The sequence below is a fragment of the Pseudoalteromonas sp. MMG012 genome, assembly GCF_018100875.1.
In the GTDB taxonomy this organism is placed as follows: domain Bacteria; phylum Pseudomonadota; class Gammaproteobacteria; order Enterobacterales; family Alteromonadaceae; genus Pseudoalteromonas; species Pseudoalteromonas aurantia.
Genome location: NZ_JAGJEF010000032.1, coordinates 34,230 through 49,456, shown reverse-complemented (window position 1 = coordinate 49,456; position 15,227 = coordinate 34,230). Strand labels below are relative to the sequence as shown.

At 41.5% G+C, this 15,227-nt stretch carries 12 protein-coding genes and 1 pseudogene; 9 read left to right on the top strand and 4 right to left on the bottom strand.

Annotation, left to right across the window (positions count from 1 at the left end):
* The 5 genes from J8L97_RS12245 to J8L97_RS12225 all read left to right on the top strand — a co-directional run.
* Nucleotides 1–208 (top strand): hypothetical protein (locus J8L97_RS12245; RefSeq protein WP_211050063.1); only part of this gene is annotated, 208 nt, incomplete at its 5' end.
* 749 nt (nt 209–957) lie between these two features.
* Nucleotides 958–1,407: a dihydroneopterin triphosphate diphosphatase gene (gene nudB / locus J8L97_RS12240; RefSeq protein ID WP_211050060.1), complete on the top strand. Its 450-nt coding sequence runs from the start codon at nt 958–960 to the stop codon at nt 1,405–1,407.
* A 69-nt stretch (nt 1,408–1,476) separates the two neighbouring features.
* The gene (locus tag J8L97_RS12235; protein WP_211050058.1) at nt 1,477–1,662 is read left to right on the top strand and encodes a hypothetical protein; all 186 of its coding nucleotides are present in this window, start codon (nt 1,477–1,479) and stop codon (nt 1,660–1,662) included.
* A 187-nt stretch (nt 1,663–1,849) separates the two neighbouring features.
* The gene (locus J8L97_RS12230; protein ID WP_210998117.1) at nt 1,850–2,803 is read left to right on the top strand and encodes a slipin family protein; all 954 of its coding nucleotides are present in this window, start codon (nt 1,850–1,852) and stop codon (nt 2,801–2,803) included.
* 5 nt (nt 2,804–2,808) lie between these two features.
* Nucleotides 2,809–3,264, top strand: a complete 456-nt coding sequence (locus tag J8L97_RS12225) for an NfeD family protein (RefSeq protein ID WP_192509969.1) — start codon at nt 2,809–2,811, stop codon at nt 3,262–3,264.
* Nucleotides 3,265–3,391: 127 nt separating this feature from the next.
* On the opposite strand, the gene J8L97_RS12220 is transcribed toward J8L97_RS12225, so the two are convergent.
* On the bottom strand, nt 3,392–4,465 hold the full coding sequence (locus tag J8L97_RS12220; RefSeq protein WP_211050056.1) for an SGNH/GDSL hydrolase family protein: 1,074 nt from the start codon (nt 4,463–4,465) through the stop codon (nt 3,392–3,394).
* Nucleotides 4,466–4,639: 174 nt separating this feature from the next.
* Here J8L97_RS12220 and J8L97_RS12215 point away from each other — a divergent pair, with 174 nt between their 5' ends.
* The 3 genes from J8L97_RS12215 to J8L97_RS12205 all read left to right on the top strand — a co-directional run bounded on the left by J8L97_RS12215 (nt 4,640) and on the right by J8L97_RS12205 (nt 8,768).
* Nucleotides 4,640–5,326: a response regulator transcription factor gene (locus J8L97_RS12215; protein ID WP_211050054.1), complete on the top strand. Its 687-nt coding sequence runs from the start codon at nt 4,640–4,642 to the stop codon at nt 5,324–5,326.
* The gene (locus J8L97_RS12210) at nt 5,319–6,668 is read left to right on the top strand and encodes a sensor histidine kinase (RefSeq protein ID WP_211050043.1); all 1,350 of its coding nucleotides are present in this window, start codon (nt 5,319–5,321) and stop codon (nt 6,666–6,668) included. Before J8L97_RS12215 ends, J8L97_RS12210 begins: the two co-directional genes overlap by 8 nt.
* 96 nt (nt 6,669–6,764) lie before the next feature.
* Nucleotides 6,765–8,768 (top strand): TonB-dependent receptor domain-containing protein, encoded by a 2,004-nt coding sequence (locus J8L97_RS12205; RefSeq protein WP_211050041.1) that lies wholly within the window; start codon nt 6,765–6,767, stop codon nt 8,766–8,768.
* A 137-nt stretch (nt 8,769–8,905) separates the two neighbouring features.
* On the opposite strand, the gene J8L97_RS23530 is transcribed toward J8L97_RS12205, so the two are convergent.
* Both J8L97_RS23530 and J8L97_RS12195 read right to left on the bottom strand, forming a co-directional pair.
* Nucleotides 8,906–9,631, bottom strand: coding sequence for an Ig-like domain-containing protein (locus tag J8L97_RS23530; RefSeq protein ID WP_312037161.1), 726 nt, complete (start codon nt 9,629–9,631; stop codon nt 8,906–8,908).
* Between the two features lie 164 nt (nt 9,632–9,795).
* A pseudogene (locus J8L97_RS12195) lies at nt 9,796–12,584 on the bottom strand (glycosyl hydrolase family 18 protein); the annotation flags it as partial.
* 468 nt (nt 12,585–13,052) lie between these two features.
* On the opposite strand from J8L97_RS12195, the gene J8L97_RS12190 reads away from it, so the two are divergent.
* Entirely contained in the window at nt 13,053–13,556 is a 504-nt protein-coding gene (locus J8L97_RS12190; protein ID WP_211050039.1) for a DM13 domain-containing protein, read from the top strand.
* An 87-nt stretch (nt 13,557–13,643) separates the two neighbouring features.
* Here J8L97_RS12190 and ahpF read toward each other — a convergent pair whose 3' ends face one another.
* A complete protein-coding gene (gene ahpF, locus J8L97_RS12185) occupies nt 13,644–15,215 on the bottom strand; it encodes an alkyl hydroperoxide reductase subunit F (RefSeq protein WP_211050038.1) in 1,572 nt (523 codons plus the stop codon).
* Nucleotides 15,216–15,227 lie beyond the last annotated feature (12 nt).

The following is a 15,227-nucleotide window of genomic DNA, read 5'->3' as shown; positions in this document are numbered from 1 at the left end:
CTTGAATGTCTCATCAATAAAGGGATGCCTAAGCCTTGTTCACCCACTTCGTCTTCCTGAACTTGGTTCAGGATCCGCACACATCAGTTCCAATATACACATGGACCCTGACCTACGTCAGGGCGACGAAGAAGCGTTGAACTTGTGTGAAACGAATGAGTGTCGAACTTGTTTGCGACGAATGGGTGTTGATCTTGAGCCGAGTTAGAGGGAATAAACACATTGACACGCTGCTTCCACTTAACTTCCATTAAGTGCGCTAAAGTCACAAAACAATAAAAAGGCCCATCCATGAGCCTACATACTATAGGAAAAGTAATGCGCTTACTCTCATAATGAGTGTTGCTACGTTACAGCCGCCACTGTAGTAATAAATTATGGAACAATCATGAAGAACACGATGTTTATCGTAAAAACAGTATCCAAAACCAACTAAATATTTTCGATATGTTTCCAAGTTCATGCATTAATACAAGTAATTTACATTTACACATCAACGAATTTTCCAAGATGTTTGAAAAAAAAATCTTTAAAAGTTAGAAAAACATATGGTTAGCTGTACTTAAAACAAGCAAAAAGCAATTTCATGATAATTAACAGTACAAAAAACAGCACAATAGGTTAACAAATAAACACACAATTAAAATAATTGATTATTTTTGTTTACAACTCATCATCATTAATTTAGCATGTGTCCCACATTAAGGGCATATTTCTCTAGGCACTTAGTGAACTTCAATGAGTAGAGTTTTAGTCAACAAGGACGTTGGCTGGTTTTTATCTTCCTTAGCACACTTTAAAGGGTGTAGTTATGTTTGGCAGGCCTATGGCCTGCCTTTTTTTTACCCAGTTCACCTAAAGAAAGCCGTTAACTGGCTCACCAACAATCATGTAGAGTTTACCCTTCTTAGATATTTTTAAGGTAAACTGAGCTAAATCTCTGCATGGTCCTCAATAATGACGCTTCGCAAGCCTTATTCTGTTTTAGTCATGATCTACAATACAAACAACGAATTTTTATTGATCCGTCGTACCGACGACCCTACTTTTTGGCAATCTGTAACTGGAGGAATTGATGAACATGAAACACCAACACAAACTGCGTATAGAGAGCTCAAAGAAGAAACAGGCATTGATGCGCTAAAACTCGGAATAGATATTTATAACCATAATAAAACAAATAATTACGAAATAAGACAGTGCTGGAGACATCGCTATATTAGCAATGCCACAATAAATACAGAGTACGTATTTAGCATCTGTGTGCCCATAGCAACCCCTATTGTACTCGATCCAAACGAACATACCGCTTATCAATGGTTGCCACAATCAAACGCCGCTGAACTGGCTTGGTCCGACAGTAACAAACAAGAAATTTTAGCGATTACGTTTAACCCTAAAAACTAAATAATCCTTGTTTTCATAAATAAATTACGTTATCAATATAAGCTCTATACCGATATAAAGGACTGAACGATGAAATTATCTTTAAATAAAAAAAATATAAAAACACTCACAAACGATAAGACACTATTACCACAAGAAGCAACCATGCTGATTGCCGGCGCAGGTAAACATTCGGGTCCAACTTTATGTACTGCAATTGGCTTAAATGCCGTTAACTCTCGCCCGTCTAACTGTACAGCTAATACACATAACTAAAAACTCATAGGGCATTTATACTGATAATGCCCTATTCTATTTACATGCTCTGCTACCACGACCCAACACACAACTAAAGTTGGCGTTTCAAACTGCCAATGGTAACGTAAACTCTCGGTATTACTCACGTTCAGTCATTCTATAATTTTCAACTGAACATACACTCGATAACATATAAGGGAACATTATGGATCCAGTCTCGCAAATATTTAATCTTCTTTTCAATATAGAAGTTGCACTACTTATTTTTGTCATCATCGTTTTAAAAAGCGGTATAAAATTCGTTCCTCAAAATAAAGCCTGGGTCGTTGAACGATTTGGTAAATATCAATCAACAAAAGAAGCAGGGCTTAACTTTATCGTGCCATTTATTGACCGCATTTCTGCAGATAGAAGTTTAAAAGAACAAGCCGTCGACGTACCTTCTCAATCAGCAATAACCAAAGACAATATTTCTCTTATTGTGGATGGTGTGCTCTACTTTCGCGTATTAGACCCATATAAAGCAACTTACGGGGTAGATGACTACATTTTTGCCGTCACGCAACTTGCGCAAACAACGATGCGTAGTGAGTTAGGTAAAATGGAGTTAGACAAAACATTTGAAGAACGAGATTTACTCAATACCAATATTGTGTCAGCCATTAACTCAGCATCAGAGCCTTGGGGAATTCAGGTACTACGTTATGAAATAAAAGACATTGTCCCACCTCAATCAGTTATGGAAGCAATGGAAGCGCAAATGAAAGCTGAACGTGTCAAACGTGCACAAATATTAGAATCTGAAGGTGATAGACAATCTGCCATCAACGTTGCTGAAGGTAAAAAGCAAGCACAAGTTTTAGCAGCTGAAGCTGATAAAACGGAGCAAATCCTCACCGCTGAAGGTGAAGCTCAAGCTATTATTGCCGTTGCCGATGCACAAGCCGCTGCGTTACGTAAAGTAGGTGAAGCCGCAGATACAGAACAAGGTCAAAAAGCCATACAGCTCGACTTGGCGACCAAAGCCATTGCTGCAAAAGAAGCCATTGCTAAAGAGTCTTCTGTGGTATTGCTACCAGAAAACGGCACTGATGCCAGTTCACTTGTTGCTCAAGGCATGTCGATCATCAATAGCCTTAATAGCAAACAAAAGGGGTAAGTTGTATGAGCTACTTTATTGAGAATACTGCACAAGCATTAGTCATTCTAGGAATTCTGGCTTTGATCATCGAAGTAGCTGTACTGGGTTTTGCCACTTTTGTATTGCTGTTTCTGGGGCTCTCTTTGGTGTTTTCTGGCGGTATGATGTATGCCGGTTTACTCGAACCCAATTGGCTTAATGCCTTGTGGGTTAACGCCATACTGACTTTTGGTTTTGCACTGTTATTGTGGAAACCGCTAAAGCGTATGCAAGAGAATGTTGACAGTAAGCAAGTTAACAGTGATTTTGCTGATATTGAATTCACGTTAGAGCATGAATTAAACCATGAAGCTAACGTACAGCACGCTTATTCAGGTATTCAGTGGCAGCTAAAATCTGAAAACCCCATTTCAAAAGGGACTGCGGTGCGAGTAACTAAAAAAGAAGTGGGTGTATTGTGGGTAGAACCAAAACCTTAATTTAAATGTGCTCATTCCCCGATAAGTAAAAATGCGGCGCGTGTACGAAAAAGGGACGTACATGCTTGCCGCATCTGTTATATAGCACTCGATGCTATGCCACAGCTAACCTTGTGAACAAAAAAACCTACAGTAACTCTTTGTCATGAATAAACTTTACTAACTCAGACGCTATTTGTTGATGTTCGGCTTTTGTTGGATGCCAAATACAGCCACTCAGTTGAGAATTAAAGCTATGAGAATATAGATTCGACTCCCCTTGCTGCTGCAACCGTTTAATGGCTTGTTCTGTAGATGAAATAATCACATCATATGGATAGGCAGGACGTGGCATAAATACAATTGTTCGATCTGGATAACGACTACGCAACGTACCTACAAAGCTCACCATTTCGTCAACCCATGCTTGTTGCACCTGCGTTATATCATCCCATGGTTCATGAGGTTGAGGGTCTGTGCTAAAGTCATTAGTACCCACTTCTACAACAATCAAGTCAGGATATGTACCTTGATAGAGTTTATTCGTGCCGTATACGCCACCCGCTCGGTCATAATAATACGCTAAATCATGGTGAGTTTGGTTGCCGGCCCAATTACGAATAAGGCCCAAACCAGAAAAAGAGACTTGAGTAAAACTGGTATTCAACGCCTGTGATGCCACATAGGGAAATGCTACACGAGCATTACTGGTTTCAACCACTTCACTCCAAGTACATTGGCGTTTATTTGATTCACTGCCAAACCCCGCACTGATTGAATCTCCAATATAGAGAATATGCTTTTGGTTTTGCCACACGCCCTCTAAACGGCCGTCAACATTAAAACTATGAATTGTGGCAAACTCATCATAATTTTCAGTTCTTTTTACCACCTCAACCAACACTTCACTGGCAGTTTCTTGACTAAATAACTCAAAAGACTGTGGTTGACCTGAATAGTCTGTCACTATTTTTTTATGAAAACGACCATTAACCAATATATCAAATTGATCGCCATAACCCGTCAATTCAATGTCGATACTGCGACCTATTAACTTGGTTTTAAAATAACTACCAGGCCAATTAAATTGGACTTGTCCACTGTCATAACTTTTAACAATACGCCCTTCATACTGAACTGCATAATGGGTTGCTTGTAATGACTGAGCTTGTACGGTCGCCGCAATACCCAGCGCTAATAAACTAGAAATTACCTTATACATGTTGTTGTTCCTTTATTGCATTCGGAACTAGTTAACTTAGTTTTCACACGAACAATTCGCAAGCCTTACCAACTTGATTTTTATTGAATTTCAATTATCTGAAACCGACTGTTGATTGCACCCGAACAATACACGTAAAATACAATCATTATTATTTAGATAGGCAATTGTATCGTGTCAGCCCCTATTTTGGTTATTGAAGATGATCCTTTATTAAATCAGCAAGTGTGTGCATTACTCGAAAAACGAGGATTTAACGTAACCTGTGTCCACGATGGAGAACAGGGTTTAACGCACGCATTAGCACATGATTATGAACTCATCATTCTCGATATTAGGCTCCCCTTAATAGAAGGTTATGAAGTACTGTCACAATTACGAAAATGCAAACAAACCCCAGTACTAATTTTATCAGCGTGCGGTGCTGAACAAGATAGAATTAAAGGCCTAAGTATGGGCGCTGACGATTACTTACCTAAACCATTTAACATTGAAGAGTTAATTCTGCGCGTAGAAGCAATTTTGCGTCGCTCGCAACACACCACACAACTGACCAATAGTTATGTCTTTGAAGCAAACGGTTTGTTACTTAATAAACGTCAACTTCAAGCCAAGTTCAACGACGTACAAATTGAAATGACCGCCATACAATTTAAACTCCTTTGGCATCTGGCTGAAAACGCAGGTGAAGCACTGAGCAAACCCTATTTATACCAGCAAGTACTCGAACGTCAGTTCAGCCGCTATGACCGCAGTCTCGATATGCATCTAAGCCGACTAAGAAAAAAGCTCATTGCTGTTGGCATGAGTGCAGAATCTATCACCACGTTACACGGTCGGGGTTACTCTTTTAATGCGTAATCCGTTAAAAACACATTCTTTTTTTACAAAACTGTGTCTGCTCATTATTGCGGGCGCGGTTTCTCTTTTTTGGCTCATCGACGTACTGGCCAGTTACACTGAAATTAAAATGAGTCAACTTGAAATGCGCCATCAAAACACGCTACGACATTACGGTCAGCATGCCGAAAAGCTATATTTGGCTGGTGACTTAGAAACACTGAAACAGTACATAGACACAATTGAGCAAAATGAAAATACATGGGCTGCCGTGGTGCAAAAACAAGTCACGCCCGTGGCAAACAGCACGCTTACTCCCTTATTTAGCGACCATATTTCTCTTGGCCGCGATGTCTCTTGGAAAATACACTTATACTTTAACTACAATCCCATTATGGACGTGCCTTTTGCCGATAAAAAAACACACTTTCTTATTCAACTCCCAGCCCATATGCGACCGGGAGACTATTGGAAGCTCGCATACTTAACCTTGCAGTTTATTTTGCCCATGATCTTTTTAGCCGGATTTTGTATCCTCATATATCGCGCAATTATGGTGCCTTTAAAACAACTAGAACATGCCACGCAAGACTTTGCTGCGGGTAAACTCGGTACACGTATCAGTGATAAAATTTCAACTACCGATAGTGAATTTAAGAAAATAGCCGCAACATTTGATCAAATGGCTGGCTGTATTGAACATACCATCGAATCTCAAAGGCAGTTTATTGCTGATTTCTCCCATGAAATCCGTACCCCCATTGCGAGAGTCGAAACCGCTTTGAATTGTGCGGAGCATGCTATAGAAACACAGAATATGTTAGCCCGAATTCGCAAAGACTGCACTGCCATGCGTACACTCGCCGAAGATACATTGACACTCACTTGGTTAGAAAATGAATCAGCCACAATGCGTCAAGATATTGATCTGGATACTTTTGATTTAATCGACCTCATTGATAGCATTATTGAAGATGTGCAATTTGAAGCACCCCACATAAAATTTTTCACACACTGTGCGAGCAGCTTAAAAATACACAGTAATAGTCGCATTTTGGGCCAAGTTATTGAAAACCTGTTAAGAAACGCCAGCCGCTACGCAAAAAGCCACATCACGGTAACCATGCCCAACCCGCATGAAATACACATTACAGATGATGGGTGCGGCGTTCCAAACGATGCATTAGACGATATATTTAAGCCATTTTATCGCGTAACTTCAGCACAAAAGAGCAATGGTTTTGGGCTTGGGTTAGCACTGTGTAAACGTCACATACACCACCTAGGTGGTCATATTTCGGCTCACAATCAAGATGCAGGCGGCTTAACCATTTCGATATCGCTCAATAAACTGTCACCGTAAATGTAACAGTTGTAAAAGTCCTTTCGGTTCCCTTATAAACAATGAATAATACACGACATTGATAATTATTCGCATTTACAAAATAGGCAATTTCACATGCAGTTCTCTCGCTCTCCTCTTTATATCGCAATGGCAGCTTTATCCACTGCCGCTCTTGTTAGCACCCCAGTACTGGCCGATGAACAGTCAAATAAAATGGAAATCATTGAAGTTCATGGCAAAGTATCTGATGCTGATCAGATCATCGGTCAAGCTCAAATGGCACAACTTCAAGCCAATGATTTAGGCGACATATTTAGAAGCCAAGCCGAAGTTTCAGTGGGTGGTTCAAACCCTATCGCACAAAAGATTTATGTACGTGGTTTAGAAGACACCATGCTAAATGTGTCTATTGACGGTGCTTTGCAAGCGGGTTATTTATTTCACCATCAAGGCCGATTAACTATCGAGCCTGAACTACTTAAGCAAGTAGATATCGTTGCAGGTGCTGGTGATGCGACGTCTGGCTCAGGTGCATTAGGGGGCGCGATCCGCTTTTTAACCAAAGATGCCAGCGACTTACTCTCTGGTGATGAGCAGTTTGGTGGTAATATTAAGCTTGGCTACTATGGCAACAGCGAAGGTTTTAAAGCCAGCCTGACCGCCTATGGTCATATTAATGACAATTGGTCTGGCTTAGTAACTGTGCTAAAACGCGATACTAAAGACATGGAAGATGGCAAAGGCAACACCATTGCTTACACAGCGTCAGAGCAAGAAGTTGGATTCGCAAAAATCACCGGTGAACTGAGCGATACACAAACTATTTCAGCCAGTTATGACATGCGCCAAGACAATGGTACACGTTTGTTGCGTGCGCATTGGCATCCGAGCAGAAAAAACTACGCCCTACCACAAGAAAGTGAGCGTACAACCAGCACAATTAACTATACATACAACCCAAATGATGCGCTGATCAATTTACACCTCAATGTATTTGATACAGAAAACTTCATTACGCACGCTCACCCACTGCATAAAGGGGTTCAAAACACCTATCACGCAGTGTATGACTCAACTGGTTTCGACTTACGTAATACCGCACAGCTGAGCAATACTAAAATTGTTGCAGGGGTTGATTATCGCTCAGATGAGGCAAAGCTGCAAAACATAGGCACCAACGCTGAAACAGAAGGTCTTGAAAAAGGTAAAGTTTTTGGATTATATGTGCAAAACTACATTGATATCACAGCGCAATTTCAAATTAGCACAGGTGTACGTTACGACAATTACGAGCTGGTTGACGATAATGGTGTGACAATGAATTCCAACGGTTTTAGCCCTAACATCAACATGAGCTACGCCATTACCAATGCTTTCTCCCTCAATGCAGGCTTTGCTCAAGCGCTACGCGGTCAAAAAGTAAAAGAACTGTTTATACTTGGTTATTATGACAACGATATCAATTTAAAAGAAGAGCAAGCTAACAACTTCGAAGTTGGTTTTAAATATTTAGGCGATCGCTTAACCGTCACGGGTAATGTGTTTGATTCAACCATTAAAGATGCTGTTTCAACGGTTAAAAATAACGATTCAATTGAGCACACGCTGCTTACCAATGTGGGTGATATAGAAAATAGTGGTTATAGTTTGCAAGCACGTTACCGCTTTGACGATACAAGCATTAATTTAAACTATAACCACAGTAAGCCTAAATGGGAAAACCACGTTAACCCGGCACTCAGTGGCACTGCAATTAGTGACCAAGATTGGTCAATTGGCACTAGCTCTGGTAATACTTTAACTGCTGGTATTAATTACACCGTGTCGGATGATTTAGAGGTGAGCTGGAATAGCCGTTTTGTGCAACGTTTAACCAATTCTGGGGGGAATGTGTGGAGCAACCAAGCTCTCCCTGAAAAAGCAGGCTATGCTGCACATGACTTACAGGCAACTTGGTATGTCATGGGTAGCGAAGAGCTGGTAGTTGAAGCCGCAGTCAAAAATATCTTTGATAAGTTTTACTATGACCACGCGACCTATGCAGCACTTGGCCCAGTTGATTCTGGCTTAGCTGAGCCAGGCAGAGATGCCCGTCTAACACTTGTTTGGAAGTTTTAATATTTCAATTTGAACTAAATAGCAACATTAGTGTCATATTTACCGATGCTACTTGTTGTAACGATAAAAAGCGCAGTGTTTAAACACTGCGCTTTTTTACATTCCTACTAATTATTTCTACTCATAACCTGCGGCTTCTATTTACAGCTATTTAGCTTTTTCCACACGCTCCACTGAGATGAATAGTTGGCTGGGTTTTGATTGCGCGTCCACCACTTTGCTTCATAAATAAAGCCCTCGTGACTGACCTTTTTACCTGCAGTATAAACTGTGGCCGCTCGCCAACTATCAAGCTCACAACCAGTTGGTTTTGCCACCACACTAAATTGATGTGTTTGCGACTGAGAGGCTAACCCAAGGGCATCTGTTGCAATCGCATAGACCTGATATTGCCCATTGCTATCAAGTGTAATATTCGCCCAATATGGACCTTCATGACTCACCACTTCAACCCCATTAACATAGTAAATCACCTGTTTTAAGTCCCCATCTTTGTCAGTTGCACTTACTTGCAGAGGTACAATACTGCCTTGCTCAAACACACTGCCATTACTAGGGGAGAGTAAAGTAACACTGGGTGCAGTTGGCGTTGAGTCAGCCTCTTTAACAACCACAGTCACAGCTGCAATGTCTGATTTAGTCTGTTTATCATCCATCGCTTCAGCGCTTATACGATAAGTACCGACTGCATCAGGTTGCCAATTAAAGCTAAAAGGTGCGGTACTTAACGAGGTCAATAAGGTGCCATTAATACTGACATTAACTTGTTCCACTTGACCATCGGCATCACTTGCCGCCAAACTTACGGCAACATTGTCGCCTATCGTCACAGTACTATTCGTATTTGGGCTTACAAATCGTATACTCGGCGCTTTATTTGGCTGCTCCGAGTTTGAACCACATTCTAACCCTTTCTTCCATACACCCCATGCATTAGCATTGGTCGCAGGACTTTGGTCACTACGACAAAGTCGCTCGGTAATTAGACCGACAGTTTCCCTTGGTAATCACACTAATACAGTCTAGTAGAGCCTGGTCGATTCACCCATTGGTTCTTTAAGGTGATTGAAAAGCGATGGAATTCTTTTTTAAATCCGCCAATGTTGTTACCTGAGGTATTTGAGTTGTCTAATTCAACTTGCATCCTAAGCTTTTTCTGTGCATTCCAATTTGACTTGAAAATAGCAGACGTTGACGTTGGCACGTTGAACGATATTTTTGCCCCCGTTAAATCAATTTCTGAGTGGTTCGTAAAAGCAAAAGTAGGTCTGATCGGATAGTTTTGGTCACCTACTGGGAAGTCTTTTGCAACAAACCTCACATCGACCGCCGTTTCAGGTGGTGTAAACTGCGAGTCCCCTAAGTGCGCTCCATATGCTTTGCCACTTTGATTAAAAGTGTCATACGCCAACGATGTCATCGTCGAGCCCATAAAGTATTCGCCCTTATTGGCATCAAATGCATAGTCACCGGCGAGTTCCCAAAACATCACGCCGCCTAAGTCTTTATCAATAACGTACTCTAACTTTGTCTTCATAGACTCAGTATCTTCTATTGATAAGAACACTTTTTTCTGCGCATTCCACAGCCAAGGGGCAACTGCCACATCATCGTAATGACGTTCATATTTACCCGCCATAACATCATCAGGATCAGACTCTGGCGTCAGGCCATAGGTAGCTAAGTAACTGGGTACTATGCCATTTTCCAAGTTTTTAGCATGCCATAACGGGTTGCTACCAGCGGCCACTTCTTGACCATTTTCAAGGTCGTGCCATAAGTTCTCGATGCCAATCGCGCCGTTACCACATTTGTTTTTGTCGCCAATGCCAGTGCCTTTAGGGCAATCGCTTTGATTTGGCAGCGGTGCACGGCCCCATAAGCCATTCTCCCCACCATTAACACCTTGAAAGCCTCGGGTGTAATAGGGTAAGCCAATATTAATTCGCCCTGACGGTAATGCGCCTCTGAAATAATTCACCGCCCAGTCGGTATTCAAATACCCAATACCCCCAAACTCTTTGGTGCCATATACATTCCACACCTTCAACTCTGAATCTTTACCCGTGTCGAATAGCGGTGCGTTATGCCCCACATGGTCGTTCCATGCGCCGTGTAAGTCGTATGACATAATATTCACGAAGTCTAAGTATTGCGCAGTTTGAAAGGTCTCCATCCCACGTAATAAATAGCCTGATGACGGTGAAGCAATGGTCAACATATAATGCTTGTCATCAGTTTCACCGGCTTTATCAAGGGCTCACGTAATGCTTTCATCAGTACTTGATAAGATTTATTCAGCCCTGCACGACGTTGGTTGCTGATCTCAAAATCTTCAGGGTGGCCTGAATCTTTCATTGACGATGGGTATTCGTAATCTACGTCTAAGCCATCAAAGCCATAGGTCCGTAAAAACTCAACGCTACTGGCAACAAATGCGTTAATACCTGCGTGATTAACGCTGCCATCGCCATTGGTTGTCATGGTGTAAAAACCACCACTGGCAACACGTTTTCCTGTTTCATCAAAGAAGCCACCAGTCTCAGCCCAACCACCGACAGAGATCATGGTTTTTACGTGAGGATATTGCTGCTTGTATTTATTTAGGAGGTTAAAGTGACCCGTATAAGGGAGCGCAGGATCCATCTCAGCACCCGTTACCCCCGGCCAAGTCATATTAGTTGCCGCGTTATTTTCGGCGTTTGGGTTACCAATGCTGATTTCATTTTCGGCATTAACATGAGCAAATGCATAGTTAATGTGGGTGATTTTGTCCCATGGGATATCTTTAACTAGGTAACTCGGTTGATCATTCTTACCCGTTCTCCAGCTCGTAAAGTAACCAATAACACGACGAGGATGATCCACCCCCATTTTTTCGCGACCTTCACTGTCGTAAATATCGCAGTAAGCAGGGGTTACATCAGGCGTTTGATACAAACCGGCAGGACGACAGTTTTCATGGCTACCTGGCTGGTCGCCTTTTTCTTTTACAGTAAATACACGTTGTACCACTTCTGACTCAGCGCCATGTTCATCGATAGCATTTAACGTAAATACCTGACGGCCTGCAGCTTTCGCTTGCCAATCAAACTGATGTGTTCGTTCAGTCGTTTCAACCAGTATCTCGCCATTAAGACGCAACACTTGCTTGAGAGTATCCTCATCTAAGTCGTTAGCTTGAAGTGTAAAGCCAATGCTCGCGCCAACTTCCAACTCTGAAGGCAATTGCGCTGCAAGACGCACAGTCGGTGCTTTATTAGTGTCTTTTGGTAACGTGTTTACTGTTACTTTGCGACTAATTGAACGCCCCGTATCACCCTCATTATCCAATGCCACCGCATGAAATTGATGCTCACCGACCTTTGCTTGCCAAGTAAACAAATACGGCGCACTGTCTAACACTCGTACGAGCTCGTCATCATGATATACCGCTACCTGCTTAACAGAACCATCCAAGTCTGTAGCTGAAAACTCAATGATAACGCTGTCATTTTCAACCAAAGCAATATCAGCTGCAGGCTTTAACCAGTGCACGCTCGGAATTTTATTTGCCGTCCCTGAAGACGTGCATACCCCCAATTTGCTCCACTCTTGCCACTGACCTGAACGAAGCTTTGGTGAGGCTTTATTCCACCAATTTGCTTTATAAGCAACTTTGTCCTGCTGAACGTGATCACCACTGGTGTAAACGGTGTTTTGTTGCCATTTATCCAGCGGTGCACAATCAATTACTGCGAACGCTGAGCTGCTTAACATGGCAGCCGTTATTGCACTAAATTGAAAAACACGCCTATTTTCGTAGAAATACGACATAAACCCTTCCTAATTTGTATGTTTTTTGTTATTTGCGCTACTAAAAGATTACATATGTACCGATAGCCAGACACGGCGCAGAATTCTACACTCGATAAAACCAACCACAAGGGATTGGTTTAATTTAAAAATCACACAAAAAAGGATTAGAAATAAAATAATCTCAAACTATAAAATATACCGAAACCCATTGTTTTTATTGATTAAAACAAGGTAATAACAATAATAAAACCTGCTATTAGCATAAATCTTACACGACCAACTGACAAAACCATGTATTTCAATCGTTACAAAACAAACTAATCAAACCAGTTTAAACTATGATAAAAACACTAGAAAAAAACAAAACACCCATCATTTATGGTGATTTATCTGTTTTTCCGAAGTGATGCCATAAATAAAACGCACCACTTTGATAGGTGCTTTACGCTATAATCTATAAAATTTATGATGAAAGGCGATCAGTAGATGCGGATATTTAAACTGTCAATATGCATTATTTTGACTTTTGTGTTGGGGTTCATAAGTGGTATTTATGCCTTACCCATTATCAGTGCACCAAACAGCCCCAGTATGCTAGAACTGGCGACTGCGACGCAACATACAAAATATAAAGGGCAGTTTGTCACTACTTTAAAAGATTCTGACCTATTGCATTTTGCTAAAGGTGACGTCAGTGTCTCCAATGACAATATCGCCTTTAAAGGCAATATTGCGCCAGGTCCAGATTACCAACTCTATCTAGCGAAACGCTTCATTGAAACTGAAGCTGACTTCCATACATTCAAAGGTAGTATGGCGCTCCTTGGGGACATTAAAACATTCGACTCTTTCATCGTCCCCATTCCCGATGCAATTAATATTGAAGAATTTAACACTGTCATTATTTGGTGTGAAAGTTTTGAACAATTTATTTCTGCCGCGCAATATCAGTCAGCACACGCACTACCCGTTGTAAAAAAAGCCATTTAGTTTATTAAAAACCAAATGGCTTTGCATTGCTGGGTGTTGTCAGCAACCTAACAAGCTGACATGCAATGATCTGTAAAAATTAAGTCATTAAGCCGCTTGCTCTGTATTGCTATCATAACGGATAAGATAGTCAAATGCGCCGAGGCTCGCGGTTGCCCCTGCGCCCATGGCAATAATAATCTGTTTAAATGGTGTGGTAGTTACGTCTCCAGCTGCAAAAACGCCCGGCAGTGAAGTTGACCCTTTAGAGTCAATCTCTATTTCGCCAAACTGACTGAGCTGAACACCAGACTCTTTCAACCACTCACTGTTGGGTACTAACCCAATTTGAACGAAAATTCCGGCCAATGGAAGTTGATGTTCGCTGCCCGAGTTTCTGTCTGTATAATTCAAGCCAGTTACCCGTTTACCATCGCCAATGACTTGTGTGGTTTGAGCGCTTTTGATAATGGTGATATTCGCTAAGCTGTTGGCTTTTCTTATCAACACTTCATCTGCTCGCAAGGTATCCGCAAATTCTAAAACCGTTACATGCTCGACAATATTAGCCAGGTCTATCGCCGCTTCAATGCCTGAATTTCCCCCGCCAATCACTGCAACAGGTTTACCTTTAAACAATGGACCATCACAATGAGGGCAATAGGCGACACCTCGGCCCTTATATTCAGCTTCACCTGGCACATTCATACTGCGCCATCGAGCCCCTGTGGCCAAAACAATCGATTTAGCTTTTAACTGTCCACCATTTTCAAGTTCAATGGTTAATACATCATCTCGGGTAATGTGCTTTGCTCGCTGACCTTTCATCACATCAACATCGTATTGCGTCACATGCTCTTCTAATTGAGCTACCAACTTAGGACCTTCTGTTGCTTTAACTGAGATGAAATTCTCTATGCCTAATGTGTCTGATACTTGGCCACCAAAGCGGTCAGCAACAACGCCGGTATTCAGTCCTTTTCGGGCTGAATATATTGCGGCCGATGCACCTGCCGGACCACCACCAACAACCAAGACATCAAACACCGCTTTCTCACTGAGCCTCTTTGCTTGTTTCTGTTGTGCGCCACTGTCCACTTTATTGAGAATATCCGTTAAGCCAATAGCGCCTTGTGAAAATAATTCTCCATTCAAATACACTGCTGGGACAGCTAATACATTACGCTCGTTGACTTCATCTTGAAATAACGCCCCATCAATCATCGTTGCTGATATTGTTGGGTTTATTGCCGCCATTAGATTCAGCGCTTGCACAACTTGCGGACAAGTTTGACAACTCAAAGAAATATATATTTCAAAATTGAGTGGCCTATCTAAACTTTGTATCTGTGCGATTTCATCATCTGACGCTTTAGCTGGGTGGCCTCCGGTTTGCAATAGTGCTAATACCAATGAGGTAAATTCATGTCCCATAGGCACCCCAGCGAATTCAATATGGGTATTTTTCGTTGGTGACCGTACCACCATACTCGGCTTACGTATACCATTTTGGTGAGTTTCAATCACAGAGATTTTGTCACTCAATGATGATAAATCATCGCTTAGTACTTTGATTTCTTGTGATTTTTTACTATCATCAAGTGCTATAACCAGTTCAATTGGTGTTTTTATAGCGCTAAAATGGCTTTTTAATTGGTTTTTAATATTTTGGTCTAGCATGCTTGAGATCCT

What these genes read in the sequence shown, in the direction of transcription:
- nudB (WP_211050060.1), top strand. Translation starts at nt 958, where the DNA reads ATGACGCTTCGCAAGCCTTATTCTGTTTTAGTCATGATCTACAATACA.
- J8L97_RS12235 (WP_211050058.1), top strand. Translation starts at nt 1,477, where the DNA reads ATGAAATTATCTTTAAATAAAAAAAATATAAAAACACTCACAAACGAT.
- J8L97_RS12230 (WP_210998117.1), top strand. Translation starts at nt 1,850, where the DNA reads ATGGATCCAGTCTCGCAAATATTTAATCTTCTTTTCAATATAGAAGTT.
- J8L97_RS12225 (WP_192509969.1), top strand. Translation starts at nt 2,809, where the DNA reads ATGAGCTACTTTATTGAGAATACTGCACAAGCATTAGTCATTCTAGGA.
- J8L97_RS12220 (WP_211050056.1), bottom strand. Translation starts at nt 4,465, where the DNA reads ATGTATAAGGTAATTTCTAGTTTATTAGCGCTGGGTATTGCGGCGACC.
- J8L97_RS12210 (WP_211050043.1), top strand. Translation starts at nt 5,319, where the DNA reads ATGCGTAATCCGTTAAAAACACATTCTTTTTTTACAAAACTGTGTCTG.
- J8L97_RS12205 (WP_211050041.1), top strand. Translation starts at nt 6,765, where the DNA reads ATGCAGTTCTCTCGCTCTCCTCTTTATATCGCAATGGCAGCTTTATCC.
- J8L97_RS12190 (WP_211050039.1), top strand. Translation starts at nt 13,053, where the DNA reads ATGCGGATATTTAAACTGTCAATATGCATTATTTTGACTTTTGTGTTG.
- ahpF (WP_211050038.1), bottom strand. Translation starts at nt 15,215, where the DNA reads ATGCTAGACCAAAATATTAAAAACCAATTAAAAAGCCATTTTAGCGCT.